This window comes from Cellulosimicrobium cellulans (assembly GCF_024124905.1).
In the GTDB taxonomy this organism is placed as follows: Bacteria; Actinomycetota; Actinomycetes; order Actinomycetales; family Cellulomonadaceae; genus Cellulosimicrobium; species Cellulosimicrobium cellulans_G.
In genome coordinates, this window is record NZ_JAMXST010000007.1 from 41,118 (window position 1) to 54,040 (window position 12,923).

11 protein-coding genes are annotated in these 12,923 nt (G+C 74.3%); 6 read left to right on the top strand and 5 right to left on the bottom strand.

The features are described 5' to 3' along the window. Window positions 1-8: 8 nt before the first annotated feature. Window positions 9-1,403 carry an acetyl-CoA C-acetyltransferase gene (locus NHH00_RS19385; protein ID WP_308202350.1) on the bottom strand — a complete coding sequence of 465 codons (1,395 nt, stop codon included), beginning with the start codon at window positions 1,401-1,403 and terminating at the stop codon, window positions 9-11. Window positions 1,404-1,656: 253 nt separating this feature from the next. Here NHH00_RS19385 and NHH00_RS19390 point away from each other — a divergent pair, with 253 nt between their 5' ends. Together NHH00_RS19390 and NHH00_RS19395 are read left to right on the top strand one after the other, a co-directional pair. Further along, on the top strand, window positions 1,657-2,508 hold the full coding sequence (locus tag NHH00_RS19390; protein ID WP_253055170.1) for a TetR family transcriptional regulator: 852 nt from the start codon (window positions 1,657-1,659) through the stop codon (window positions 2,506-2,508). Further along, window positions 2,505-4,637 (top strand): acyl-CoA dehydrogenase family protein, encoded by a 2,133-nt coding sequence (locus NHH00_RS19395; protein WP_253055171.1) that lies wholly within the window; start codon window positions 2,505-2,507, stop codon window positions 4,635-4,637. Before NHH00_RS19390 ends, NHH00_RS19395 begins: the two co-directional genes overlap by 4 nt. 250 nt (window positions 4,638-4,887) lie before the next feature. Here the strand turns inward: NHH00_RS19395 and NHH00_RS21195 are convergent, their stop codons facing one another. Both NHH00_RS21195 and NHH00_RS19405 read right to left on the bottom strand, forming a co-directional pair. Then, the gene (locus NHH00_RS21195) at window positions 4,888-5,844 is read right to left on the bottom strand and encodes a DUF2599 domain-containing protein (RefSeq protein WP_253055172.1); all 957 of its coding nucleotides are present in this window, start codon (window positions 5,842-5,844) and stop codon (window positions 4,888-4,890) included. Further along, entirely contained in the window at window positions 5,841-6,281 is a 441-nt protein-coding gene (locus NHH00_RS19405) for an NUDIX hydrolase (protein ID WP_290445700.1), read from the bottom strand. Before NHH00_RS19405 ends, NHH00_RS21195 begins: the two co-directional genes overlap by 4 nt. A gap of 188 nt (window positions 6,282-6,469) precedes the next feature. Between NHH00_RS19405 and NHH00_RS19410 the strand changes: the two genes are divergently transcribed. The 3 genes from NHH00_RS19410 (at window position 6,470) to NHH00_RS19420 (ending at window position 9,224) form a co-directional block, all read left to right on the top strand. Further along, the gene (locus NHH00_RS19410; protein WP_253055173.1) at window positions 6,470-7,135 is read left to right on the top strand and encodes a PadR family transcriptional regulator; all 666 of its coding nucleotides are present in this window, start codon (window positions 6,470-6,472) and stop codon (window positions 7,133-7,135) included. Window positions 7,136-7,341: 206 nt separating this feature from the next. Then, window positions 7,342-8,439 carry an ATP-binding cassette domain-containing protein gene (locus tag NHH00_RS19415; protein WP_253055174.1) on the top strand — a complete coding sequence of 366 codons (1,098 nt, stop codon included), beginning with the start codon at window positions 7,342-7,344 and terminating at the stop codon, window positions 8,437-8,439. After that, entirely contained in the window at window positions 8,436-9,224 is a 789-nt protein-coding gene (locus tag NHH00_RS19420; RefSeq protein WP_253055175.1) for an ABC transporter permease, read from the top strand. Before NHH00_RS19415 ends, NHH00_RS19420 begins: the two co-directional genes overlap by 4 nt. Window positions 9,225-9,276: 52 nt before the next feature. Here the strand turns inward: NHH00_RS19420 and NHH00_RS19425 are convergent, their stop codons facing one another. Together NHH00_RS19425 and NHH00_RS19430 are read right to left on the bottom strand one after the other, a co-directional pair. Then, a complete protein-coding gene (locus NHH00_RS19425; protein ID WP_253055176.1) occupies window positions 9,277-10,761 on the bottom strand; it encodes an APC family permease in 1,485 nt (494 codons plus the stop codon). Between the two features lie 62 nt (window positions 10,762-10,823). Next, window positions 10,824-11,921 (bottom strand): EamA family transporter, encoded by a 1,098-nt coding sequence (locus NHH00_RS19430; protein WP_253055177.1) that lies wholly within the window; start codon window positions 11,919-11,921, stop codon window positions 10,824-10,826. A 90-nt stretch (window positions 11,922-12,011) separates the two neighbouring features. On the opposite strand from NHH00_RS19430, the gene NHH00_RS19435 reads away from it, so the two are divergent. Further along, complete coding sequence (locus NHH00_RS19435) at window positions 12,012-12,908, top strand: LysR family transcriptional regulator (RefSeq protein WP_253055178.1); 897 nt, start codon at window positions 12,012-12,014, stop codon at window positions 12,906-12,908. The last annotated feature ends 15 nt before the right edge of the window (window positions 12,909-12,923 follow it).

Here is a 12,923-nt window from a genome sequence, read left to right on the forward strand (position 1 = left end):
TCGGGCCGTCAGGCGGGGGTGTCGGTCGCGGGGACGGACTCGAGGATCGCGGCGACGCCGAGGCCGCCCGCGGCGCACACGGAGATCAGCGCCCGCGCGGGCGCCCCGGTCTCGGCGGTGCGCTGCGCGAGGAGCTTGGCCGCCGTCGCGACGATGCGGCCGCCGGTCGCCGCGAAGGGGTGGCCCGCGGCGAGCGAGGACCCGTTGACGTTGAGCCGCGAGCGGTCGATCGACCCGAGCGCGCCGTCGAGACCCAGCTCGGTGCGGCAGTACTCGTCGTCCTCCCAGGCCTTGAGCGTCGTGAGGACCGTGGAGGCGAACGCCTCGTGGATCTCGTACAGGTCGAAGTCGCCGAGCGCGAGGCCGTTGCGCGCGAGCAGGCGCGGGACGGCGTGCGCGGGGGCCATCAGGAGGCCCTCGTGGCCGTGCACGAAGTCGACCGCGGCGGTCTCGGCGTCGACGACGCGCGCGAGGAGCGGCAGGTCCCGCTCGCGCGCCCAGTCGGCCGACGCGAGCAGGACGGTCGACGCGCCGTCGGTCAGCGGCGTCGAGTTGCCCGCGGTCATGGTCGGGGTGACGCCCTCGAGGCGCTTGCCGTACACGGGCTTGAGCGCGGCGAGCTTCTCGAGCGACGAGTCGGTGCGCAGGTTGTCGTCGCGCACGAGCCCGCGGAAGGGGGTGACGAGGTCGTCGAAGAACCCGGCGTCCCACGCGGCCGCGAGGTGCTCGTGGCTCGCGAGCGCGAGCTCGTCCTGCGCCTCGCGCTCGATGCCCCAGCGTGCCGTCGTGATCGCCTGGTGCTCGCCCATCGACAGTCCGGTGCGCGGCTCGTCCGTCGCGGGGGTCAGGGGCGCGAGGTCGGCGGGGCGGACCTTGGCGAACGCCTTGACGCGCTGGCCGAACGTCTTGGCGTGGCTCGCCTCCAGCAGCGCGCGACGCAGGCCCTCGCTCACGGCGATCGGGGCGTCGGACACGGTGTCGGAGCCTCCCGCGACGCCCGACTCGACCTGGCCGAGCCGGATCTTGTTCGCGACGGCGATCGTCGCCTCGAGGCCGGTCGCACAGGCCTGCTGGAGGTCGTAGGCGGGGGTCTCGGGGGAGAGGGACGAGCCGAGCACGGACTCGCGGACGAGGTTGAAGTCGCGCGAGTGCTTGAGCACGGCGCCGCCGACGACCTCCCCGAGCCGCTCGCCCTGGAGGCCGAAGCGCGCGACGAGCCCGTCGAGCGCGGCCGTGAACATCTCCTGGTTGCTCGCGGACGAGTACTTCTTGCCGGCACGGGCGAACGGGATGCGGTTCCCGCCGACGACCCAGGCGTCGCGGGGGGCGCCCGGGGCGCTGGTCGCCGGGACGTGCTCGGGGGCCTGCTCGGGGGTCTGGCGGGGGCTGGTGCGGTTGGCCACTGTGCCTCACTTCCTGTCCGTGCTCGCTGCGCTGCGTCGGTCCGGCCCGGGGAGGGGGCCCCTGTGCGAGGTCGACGGCGATGCCGCAGTCGACGCCGCGCGGAGGCGAGGGGAGAGGGCCGGCTGGTGTCCAATACCAAGAGTACCTGATACTCTCGGTTTCGTGAGTCGGGTCACAGGGCCGTGCCCTGCCCGACGCGGTGCCGCGGAACAGGCACCGACGACATCGAGGTCGGGCGCAACGGAGGGCGACGTGAACACAGGTGCCGACGCGCGAGCGGCCACCCGAGGACGGGTGCAGCCGGGCGCGGCGGTGGACGGCCGGTCGACCCGCTGGGACGAGCACCGGGCGGCGCGCCGCGCGGAGCTCATCCGGGCGGCGAGCAAGGCCGTGCACCGCGGGGGCCCCGGGGTCTCCATGGACGAGATCGCGGCGGCGTCAGGAACGTCGAAGTCGATCATCTACCGCTACTTCGACGACAAGACGGGACTGCAGGTCGCGCTCGGCTCCGCCGTCGTGGGGCAGATGCACGACGCGCTGACCCAGGCCGCCGAGTCGGCCGAGACCCCCAAGCGCGCGCTGCGCGCGATGGTCGGCGTCTACCTCGAGATGATCGAGAGCTCGCCGAACGTGTACTACTTCGTCACCCGGACGAGCGCCGTCGCGGGGACGGAGGAGCCCGCCGCGCAGCTCGCCGCGAGCGGGCTCACGAACGGGACGACCGGCGCGAGCCGCGCACCCCTCGCGGCGTTCCTCGACTCGGTGATCGAGCTCGTCGCCGAGCCGTTCGCGCGCGTCACCGACGTCTCTCCCGCCGACGCCGCAGCCTGGGCCGCGGGCGCCGTCGGGTTCGTGCGGGGCGCCGGGGAGTGGTGGCTCGGCCACCGCGACCGGGCCGACGTCCCGGACCGCGAGCAGCTCACCGAGCGCGTCGCCGCCTGGCTCTGGGCCGGGCCGGTCGGCGTCCTCTCCCACAACCCGGGCACCCCCCGCACCCACGGCGACCGGCGCACGTCGCCCGCGACCCGTCGCGACGGCGTCCGCCCCGCCACCGACCGCCCTGAGCACCCGGCGACCGCCTCAGAACTCAAGGAGATCCCATGACCGCCACGTCCGACCGTCCCGCCCTCGCGCAGCGCGCGTCGACCACGGGTGACGCGAGCGCGACGCCGCACGGCGAGGCCCGCGTCGACGTCGCCTCCCTCGAGAAGCTTCTGCTCGGCCGGTGGGCGGACCTGCGCGCGACGGCGCGCGCCACCGCGGGCGAGGAGGCGTTCCAGCGCATCGAGGGCCTGACCCTGCGCGAGCACCGCGAGCGCGTGCTGGAGCAGATGCGCCTGCTCGTCGGCAAGGGGCAGGTCTGGCGCGGGTACCCCGAGCGCCTCGGCGGCGCGGACGACGCGGGCGGCAACCTCGCCGGGTTCGAGGAGCTCGTCGCGGCCGACCCGTCGCTCCAGATCAAGGCGGGCGTCCAGTGGGGCCTGTTCGGTGCGGCGATCCTGCACCTCGGCACGCCCGAGCAGCAGGACCGCCTCCTCCCGGGTGCGATGGACCTCTCGGTGCCCGGCGCGTTCGCGATGACGGAGATCGGCCACGGGTCCGACGTCGCGAGCATCGGCACCACCGCGACCTACGACCCGGAGACCGAGGAGTTCGTCATCCACACCCCGTTCCGCGGGGCGTGGAAGGAGTTCCTCGGCAACGCGGGCGTGCACGGCGTCGCGGCGGTCGTGTTCGCCCAGCTGATCACCAAGAACGTCAACCACGGCGTGCACGCGTTCTACGTGCCGATCCGCGACACCACGGGCGAGCGTGACGAGCTCGGCCGGCTTCCGTTCCTGCCGGGCGTGGGTGGCGAGGACGACGGCCAGAAGGGCGGGCTCAACGGCATCGACAACGGCCGCCTGCACTTCGACCACGTGCGGATCCCGCGCACCGACCTGCTCGCCCGCTACGGCTCGGTCGACGCCGACGGCACGTACTCGAGCCCGATCGAGAGCCCGGGACGCCGGTTCTTCACGATGCTCGGGTCGCTCGTGCAGGGGCGCGTGTCCCTCGACGGCGCCGCCGTGACGGCCTCGAAGCTCGGCCTCGCGATCGCGGTGCGGTACGCGAACGAGCGCCGCCAGTTCACGGGGGCGAGCGCCACCGAGGAGGTCGTGCTCCTCGACTACGGCACGCACAAGCGCCGCCTGATCGTGCCGATCGCGGAGACGTACGCCGCGCACTTCGCGCACGACCGCCTGCTCGACCTGTTCCACTCCGTGTTCTCCGGCGAGGAGGACACCCCGGAGCAGCGGGAGGACCTTGAGACGACGGCCGCCGCGCTCAAGGCGACGAGCACGCGGTTCGCGCTCGACGTGCTCCAGGAGACGCGCGAGGCGTGCGGCGGGGCCGGGTTCATCACGGCCAACCGCATCACGAGCCTGCGCGCCGACCTCGACGTCTACGCGACGTTCGAGGGCGACAACACCGTGCTGCTCCAGCTCGTCGCCAAGCGGCTGCTCGCCGACTACGGCAAGCAGTTCAAGGGCATCACCCCGGGCCAGATGGCGCGCGTCGTCGTCGAGCGCGCGGGCGACATGGCCCTGCACCGCACGCCGCTCAAGCGCGCCGCGCAGGCGCTCGCCGACGTCGGCGACCCGCGCCGCGCCGCCGGCCACCTGCGCGACCCCGAGACGCAGCGTGCGCTGCTCACCGACCGGGTCGAGACGATGGTCGCCGACGTGGCCCAGGCGCTGCGTCCCGCCCAGAAGGCCGACCCGGAGACGGCGACGAACCTCTTCAACGCCCACCAGGTCGAGCTCGTCGAGGCGGCGCGGGCCCACGCGGAGCTGCTGCGCTGGGAGGCCTTCACGCAGGCGCTGGAGACGATCGAGGACGCGGGCACGCGCGAGGTCCTCACGACTGTGCGCGACCTGTTCGGCCTGAGCCTCGTCGAGCGCCACCTCGCGTGGTACCTGCTCAACGGTCGTCTCTCGACGCAGCGCGCCCGGACGGTCACGAGCTACCTGGACCGCCTCATCGACCGCCTGCGCCCGCACGCGCAGGACCTCGTCGACGCGTGGGGGTACGGCCCCGAGCACCTGCGCGCGACGATCGCGACCGGCATCGAGAAGGAGCGCCAGGACGAGGCGCGCGACTACTACCGGCGCCTGCGCGCGAGCGGCGACGAGCCGCGGAGCGAGAAGTCGCTGCGCAAGGCCGCGAAGGGCGGCCCCCAGGCCCACTGACCTGATGGCGGCCGGCCCCTGACCGGCCCGTCCCCGGAACGTCCTCGGCACAGCAGGCGGAGCGGTACCGCCGCCGAGGTCGGGCCCGGGCGGCACGACGCCCACCAGCCGTCGTGCCGCCCGGGCCGTTGCCGTCCGGTCCCCGATCCCGCCGAACACGACATGGGGGTCGTTCTGGACCTGAGAACGACCCCCATGTCGTGCTCGACCGCGTGCGACGTCGTGCTCGGCGCGGCACGGGCGCTGCCGGTCAGGTCGGGTTGCAGCGTGCCGCCATCGTGGCGAGCAGCCCGACGTCGGGCCGCCACGGCTCGAGGTTCCACGTCGCCTTGTCCGGGGCGCCCACCGCGTGGCACACGAGCTGGTCGTGCATCGTCGGCGTGTCGGCCTCCGGCTCGGCCGCGACGACCTGCGCCCAGACGAGCTCCTGGCCCGCCTGGCCCGCGGCGCGCGCCCACGCGGTCGGGTCGACGGCGAGCGACCGTCCGCCCTCGCGCTCGCCCCAGTCGGTGCTCCGCACCGCCTGCGTGCCCAGCGTCACGACGACGTCCCAGGCCGCGGGCGGGCCGGTGTCGGTCCCGCTCGTCTCGTCGGCACCGGACGAGGCGTCCGGCGTGGTGCCCGACGGCGTCCCGGTCGCGGGCGCGAGCGTCACCTCCGCGCGGTGGGCATCCAGAAGCGCGACCCGCACGCCGGGGGCGTCGGGTGCGGGCGGACCGACGACGCGCGGGGCGTCGAGCCCGCCGACGGGCGTGCCGGCGTCGTCCAGGACGGTCAGGGTGCCGTCCGGGTGGCGCACGAGCGAGCCGTGCTCGACCGAGACCAGAGCCGGGGCGTCGGCGAGCACGAGCGAGACGTCCGACGCGCCCTCCTCGCCCGGGGAGACAGTCGCGGCCGGAGCACCCTCGCCCTCCGCGGTCGACGCGAGCGCGGGCGCCGCGACCTCGACGGTCGCCGAGCCGACGGGCACCCGCACGACCGTGGGGTCCGCAGTCGTGTCGCCACCTGCCTCTGCTGTGCCGTCGTCGCCGGGCTCGCCGGACGTGCCGTCCGCCCGGGTCGTCGGGACCGGGCCGTGGCTCGGTGAGGACGTGCCGTCGTCGGGCGTGCACCCGGCGAGGACGACGAGCGCGAGGACGCCGGTGGCGAGCGCCCGCGTCGTCGCACGGGGGTGGCGCCGCGCACCGGCACGGCCGGGCCGGGTCACGACGGCACGGGGAGCAGGCCCGCCCAGCGCCGGCCGAGGTCGACGAGCCCCACGCGCCGGAGCGCGTCGACCTCGTCGGGCGTGAACCAGCCGACGTCGTCGGTCGACTCGTCCTCCTCGACGCGCAGCCCGCCGCCCACCACGTGGGCGCGGTAGACGATCCGGATCGCGTGGAGCGACCGGTCGCGGTCCTCGGCGCGCAGCCGGTCCTCGGCGTCGATCACGATGCTGTCGACGCCGAGCAGGCCGTCGAGCTCGACGTCGTAGCCGGTCTCCTCGCGCACCTCGCGGACGGCCGCGGCCTCCGGGTGCTCGCCGGGGTCGATGCCGCCGCCGGGCAGGGTCCACCCGTCGCGGCCTCCCTCGCTCCAGTGGGGGAGGAGCATCCTCCCGTCCTCACGGACGATCACGGCGTAGGCGGCGACGCGGATCTGCATGGACCCATCATGCGCGACGACCGTCGTCGAGCCCTGCGTCGGCGGCGACCAGGCGGGTCCGCCGCGCCGAGCATGCGAGCCGCCCGCCCCGACGCCCGGACGGCCGGCATGCTCGACCGGTGGAAGGGGGGACTCTTGCGCGAACAACCGATGTCGAATACTCTGAATCAAGTATTCGGAGGTGAGCAATGTCCCGTCGTCCCGTGTCCAACCCGCTCGCGCTCGCCGTGCTCGCGAGCCTCGCCGAGCGACCGATGTACCCGTACGAGATCACGACGACCCTGCGCGAGCGGGGCAAGGACGACAGCATCCGGCTCAACTTCGGCTCGCTGTACTCCGTCATCAAGTCGCTCGAGAAGCACGGCTTCATCACGCCGTCGCACTCGGAGCGCGAGGGCAACCGGCCCGAGCGCGTCGTCTACGAGATCACGGAGGCGGGCAAGGTCGAGGCAGCCGCGTGGCTGCGCGAGCTGCTCGCCGTGCCGTCCAAGGAGTACCCAGACGTCGAGGCGGGGCTGTCGCTCATCGCGATGCTCTCGCCCGAGGAGGTCGCGGCGCTCCTGCGCGCGCGCCTCGCGTCGCTCGACAACGAGATCCGCACGCGCGACGCCGGGCTCGCCGGCGCCGCGGCGGCCGGGCTGCCCGAGATCTTCCTCGTCGAGGCCGACTACCGGCTCGCCATGCTGCGCGCGGAGCGCACGTGGATCGACCGGTTCGCCGCACGCCTGGAGGCGGGCGAGGTCGGTGGCCAGGACGGCTGGGCCGAGATGGCGCGCCTGCGCGCCGCGGGTGCCTCGCCCGAGGAGATCGAGGAGGTCGTGCGCCGCCACCTGCCCGCCGACCTCACCCCCTGAACCACCGGCGCGCGCCCGACGAGGGCGCGCGCCGGACGGAGAAAGAGTGGTGGCCCGGATGCGCCAACATCCGGACCACCGAGCCCGAGTCGTCCCGCCGGAACCGACGGAACTGCTGCGTCAACAGTCACCCAGGGCCCTCCCATGCTAGCCGCGCGGGAGAGGCCACCCCCGGCGAGACGGCTCCCGACACAAGGAGCCTCATCGTGCCCTCCACCACCCGCGCGCGGGAGACGGCGATCGACGCCGTCGACCTGCGCAAGACCTACCCGGGCGGCCGCGGCCGCCCGCCCGTGCACGCGCTCGACGGCCTGTCGTTCGCCGTGCCCGCGGGGACCGTGTTCGCCCTGCTCGGCCCCAACGGCGCGGGCAAGTCGACGACGGCCAAGATCCTCACGACGCTCAGCCGCGCGGACTCGGGCACGGCGACCGTCGCCGGCATCGACGTCGCGCGCCAGCCCGAGCGCGTGCGGCGCGCGATCGGCTACGTCGCGCAGAAGCCCGTGACCGACCCCATGGACACCGGGCGCGAGAACCTCGTCCTCGCGGGCCGGCTCCAGGGCCTCGGCGCGCGCGCCGCCCGCACCCGGGCGACCGAGCTGCTCGACCGGTTCTCCCTCGCGGACGCGGCCGACCGCCTCGTGAAGACGTACAGCGGCGGCATGGCGCGCAAGCTCGACGTCGCGATGGGGATCGTGCACCGGCCGCAGGTCCTGTTCCTCGACGAGCCGACGACCGGGCTCGACCCCGAGGCGCGCGCCGAGATGTGGGCGGAGATCGAGCGCATGACCGCGCGCGAGAGGATGACGATCCTCCTCACCACGCACTACCTGGACGAGGCCGACCGCCTCGCCGCGAACCTCGCGATCGTCGACCACGGCCGCGTCGCCGTCGCGGGGACCCCCGACGCGCTGAAGGACGAGCTGCGCGGCGACGGGATCGTCGTCGAGCTCGCGGCCCCGACCGCCGCGGCGTCCGGGCTGCCCGACGGCGGTGCCGCCCTCGCGGCCCGCGTCACCGCCGCGGTCGGCACGTGCGCGGGCGTCCGCGACGTGCACGTCGAGGGCCGCACCCTGCGCGCCCGGGCCGACTCGGGCGCCGTCGCGCTGCCCGCCGTCCTCACCGCGCTCGACGCCGCGGGGCTCCCCGTCGCGTCGGCGACGCTCGCGCGCCCGAGCCTCGACGACGTGTACCTGCGGCACACGGGCCGCACGTTCACGGCCGCGCAGTCCTCCGCGGACGCGCCGGCCGGGGGCCGCCCGGGAGCCGATGCCGGCGCGACCGTCGAGGGGGTGGCGGCATGACCGCCGTCGTGCACACCGGGCTGCTCACCGCGCGGGCGCTGCGCCAGGGCGCGCGCATCCCCGTGTTCATGGTCATGAACCTCGTGCAGCCCATGATCTGGCTGCTGCTGTTCGGGCAGCTCTTCCAGGCGGTCGTCGAGATCCCCGGGTTCTCCACGGGCGGGACGTACCTCGAGTTCATCACGCCCGGCGTCGTCATGATGACGGCGATGTTCGGGGCGGCGTGGGCCGGGACGTCGTACGTGCAGGACATGGACCGCGGCGTCATGGACCGCTTCCTCACGTCGCCGGCGTCGCGCGGCGCGCTCATGGCGTCGACGATGATCTACCAGGCCGTCATCGCGGTCGGGCAGGCGCTCGTCGTGCTCGCGGTCGCGTGGCTGTGCGGCGCGCGGTTCGGCAGCACGCCCGGCGAGACGACGCTCGGCGTCCTCGCGTTGCTGCTCGCCGTCGTGCTGCTCACGGCCCTCTTCTCGGCCCTGAGCAACGCCATGGCCCTGCTCACCGGGCAGCAGGAGGCGCTCATCGGCATCTCGCAGCTCATCACGCTGCCGCTCATGTTCCTGTCGTCCGCCGTGATGGACACGCGTCTGTCCGCGGACTGGGTGGCCGACGTCGCGCGGTACAACCCGTTCGACTGGGCCGTCGTCGCGGGGCGCGAGGCGCTCGCCGCCTCGCCGGACTGGGGCGTGGTGTGGGGTCGGCTCGGGCTGCTCGCGCTCGCGGCGGTCGTCATGGGCTGGCTCGCGACGCAGGCCTTCCGCACCCGCCAGCGCTCGGCCTGACGCCGCGCACGACGTCCGCCCGAGGCCCACGGCCCCGGGCGGACGTCGTCGCTCACCGGGAGCCGTCGTCGTCGGACTCGTCCGGGACCTCGTCCTCCAGGCGCGACACGTCGGAGAACGCGATCTGGCGGTGCCGCACCGAGCGGTTGTACAGCCACGTGACGAACGAGAGCAGGACCCCCAGGCCGACGAGCGCGCCCGCGATGACGTACTGCTCCTGCTGCTCGGCGCTGCGCGCCCACGGGCCGGCGAGGTACGCGCACGTGAGCGCGCCGAGGACCGCGAGCCACGTGCGGGTGCGGAAGTGCTGGTGGTCGACGCGGTCGCGGCGCAGCACGAGGAGCGCGACGTTGACGATCGTGAACACGACGAGCAGGAGCAGCGACGTCGTGCCGCCGAGCAGCGCGATCGCGTTGGTGCCCGCCTCGGTCCCCGACTGCCGCACGACGTACACGATGAGCGCGAACGCGATGGCCGTCGTCACGAGGATCGACACCCACGGCGTCCGGCGGAACGGGTGCACCTGGCCGAACGCGCGAGGCAGCACGCCCTGGTTCGCCATGCCGTAGAGCAGGCGCGACGCCATGAGCATGTTGATGAGCGCCGAGTTCGCGACCGCGAACATGCCGATGAACGGGAAGATCGTGTCGAACGGCAGGTTCGGCGCCCCCGCCGCGACGACCTGCGTGAGCGCGGACCCCTTCGAGTCGTCCACGAGGTCGCCGACGGGCACGAGCGCGACGGCCGTGATCGCGACGAGCACGTAGATCGCGCCCGTGATCGACAGCCCGGTGAGCATCATGCGCGGGAAGTCGCGCACGGGGTTCTTGCACTCCTCGGCCATGTTCACCGAGTCCTCGAAGCCCACCATGGCGAAGAACGCGAGCGTCGTCGCGGCCGTCACGGCGAGGAACACGCTCTTGTCGTCCGCGCTCTCGAACACCACGACGCGGGAGAAGTCGGCGCGGCCCTGCGTCGTCGCCCACAGCCCGACGAAGATCACGAGCAGCAGGCCGGACAGCTCGACGAGCGACAGCACGACGTTCGCCCGGACGCTCTCGCCGACGCCCCGGAAGTTGACGAGCGCGACGAGGGCCATGAAGCCGAGCGCGATGAGGAGCCTGCCGTCGCCGCCCGTCGGGAGGGCCAGCCCGAAGCCGTCGGAGACGAACCCGGCGAACGCGTTGGACGCCGTCGACGCCGACGTGATGCCCGAGCTCATGACCATGAACGCGACCACGAACGTCAGCAGGTGGATGCCGAACGCCTTGTGCGTGTAGAGCGCCGCGCCGGCGGCGCTCGGGTACTTGGTGACGAGCTCGAGGTAGGAGAACGCGGTGATCGTCGCGACGACGAACGCGAGCAGGAACGGCAGCCACGCCGCCCCGCCGACCTCGCCCGCGACCTGGCCCGTGAGCGCGTACACGCCCGTGCCGAGGATGTCCCCGACGATGAACAGGAGCAGGAGCCTGGGCCCCATGACCCGCTTGAGCTCCGGCTGCTGCCGTTCCTCCGTGCGACCCGCGGTCTGGCTCATGAGAGGCTCCCTCGCGTCTCGACGTCCCGAACCTCCATGGAACCCCCGGCCGCGGCCTCGTGTCAGCGCGAACGCGCGCGTGTCGCCTCCGGCCCGCCGAACCCGGGGTCGCTCCCCAGGTCGGCCGGCGGGTGGGGAGTGATCCCGGGCTCGGCGGACGTCGGGCGTGCGCTGGTGGCGTGACGCGGACGTCGGCGCAGGACGCCCGTCGTCGTCGCGACGCCCAGCAGGAGCACGACGCCGCCCAGCAGCTCGGCCGCGTTCGGCACCTCGTCGAGCACGACCCACGCCGCGAGCATCCCCACGGGCGGCACGAGCATCGTGAACGGCACCACCGCCGACGCCGGGTACCGGGCGAGCAGCGTGTTCCAGATCCCGTAGCCCACGAGGCTCGCGAGCCACGCGGTGTACAGGGTCGACAGGACCGGCGCGAGCGTGAGGTGCGTGAGCGCGTGCCCGACGACGTCCGGCCCGTCGAGCGCGAGCGACAGCCCGAGCATGGGGACCGGGACGACGAGCGCCGACCACACCGTCATCGACAACCCGTCCAGCCCGGGCCGCGAGGAAACGCCCCGGCCCGCCGAGGTAGAACCCTGGTCGGCCGAGGTAGAGCCCTGGTCGGCCGGGGTAGAGCCCCGGTCTCGCGATGTAGCGCCCTGGTCGCGTCGGCCGGCCCGGCGCGCGACGACGTTGCCCACCGCCCACGACGCCGCGGCGGCGAGGGTCACGACGAACGCGAGCGCCGGCGTCGACGCGCTGCGCCCCGCGCCGACGACGACGAGCCCGGCGGCACCCACCAGGACGCCGACGAGCTGCGAGCGCGTCGGCACCTCGCGCAGCGCGGCGGCGGCGAACAGGACGGTGAGCCCGACCTGCGCCTGGAGCACGAGCGACGCGAGCCCGGCGGGCATGCCGAGCGCGAGCGCGGTGTAGAGCAGGCCGAACTGGCCGAGGCTCATGAACGTGCCGACGAGCAGCACGTCCCGCCAGCGCGCGCGGGGCCGGGGGACGAGGAAGATCGCCGGGACGAGCACGACGAGGAAGCGCAGGGCGACGAACAGCGTGGGCGGCACGTCGCCCAGGCCGAGGTCGATGACGACGAAGTTCACGCCCCACAGGACGGCGACGAGGACGGCGAGAAGGGACGAGCGCAGGGGCATGGGTACGAGGGTGCGCCCTGGTCATCGTGCACGTCCAGCGCACGGTCGTGCACAGTTCTCGGTAGCTCTGCTAACCGATAGCCTGGGGTCATGATCGACCTCGCCGCCGTGGACGCGCTGCTCGCCGTCGACCGCACCGGGACCGTGCACGCCGCGGCGCGCGACCTCGGGTACACGCCGTCCGCCGTCTCGCAGCAGGTCAAGCGCCTGGAGCGCGACCTCGGCGCGCGCCTGCTCGACCGCGAGGGGCGCGGCGTCGTCCTCACGGCCGCCGGCCGGCGCGTGGTCGAGGAGGGACGCGCGCTGCGCGAGCAGGTCGAGTCGCTCCGCGCGCGTCTGCACGACGCCGGCGCCCGCCCCACGGGGACCGTGCGCCTCGGGTCGTTCTCGACGGCGGTGCGCGGCGTCGTCGCGCCGCTCGTCGCGCGCGTGCGGGACGACGTCCCGGACCTGCGCCTCGTCGTCGAGGAGACCGAGCCGTGGGACGCGGTCGCGGCCGTCGCGGCGGGGACCCTGGACCTCGCGCTCGTGCACCACTGGGAGGGCGTCGGCCTCGCGCTCCCGCCGAGCCTGCGCGCCGAGGAGCTGTTCCGCGACGAGGCCGACGTCCTGGTGCACGCGTCGAGCCCGCTCGCGGGCCGGGCCGCGCTCACGCCGTCGGACCTGCTCGACGAGACGTGGGTCTGCACGCCCGACGGCACCATCTGCTACGAGTGGTTCTGCCACATGTTCGCGCGCGAGCCGCGCGTCCCGCGCATCGACTTCCGGTGCCTCGAGTTCGCGTCGCAGGTCGAGGTCGTCGCGCAGGACCTCGCCGTCGCGCTCGTCCCGCGACTGGGCCGGGGACCCCTGCCGTCCGACGTCGTCGCGGTGCCCGTGCGCGAGCCCGTCCCGACCCGCCCGGTGACGGTCGTGTGGCGCGCGACCATGACCGACGCCCCCGCGGTCCGCTACCTCCGCGAGCGCCTGCGCGCCGTCGCGCCCTGACCAGGCGCCGAGCTC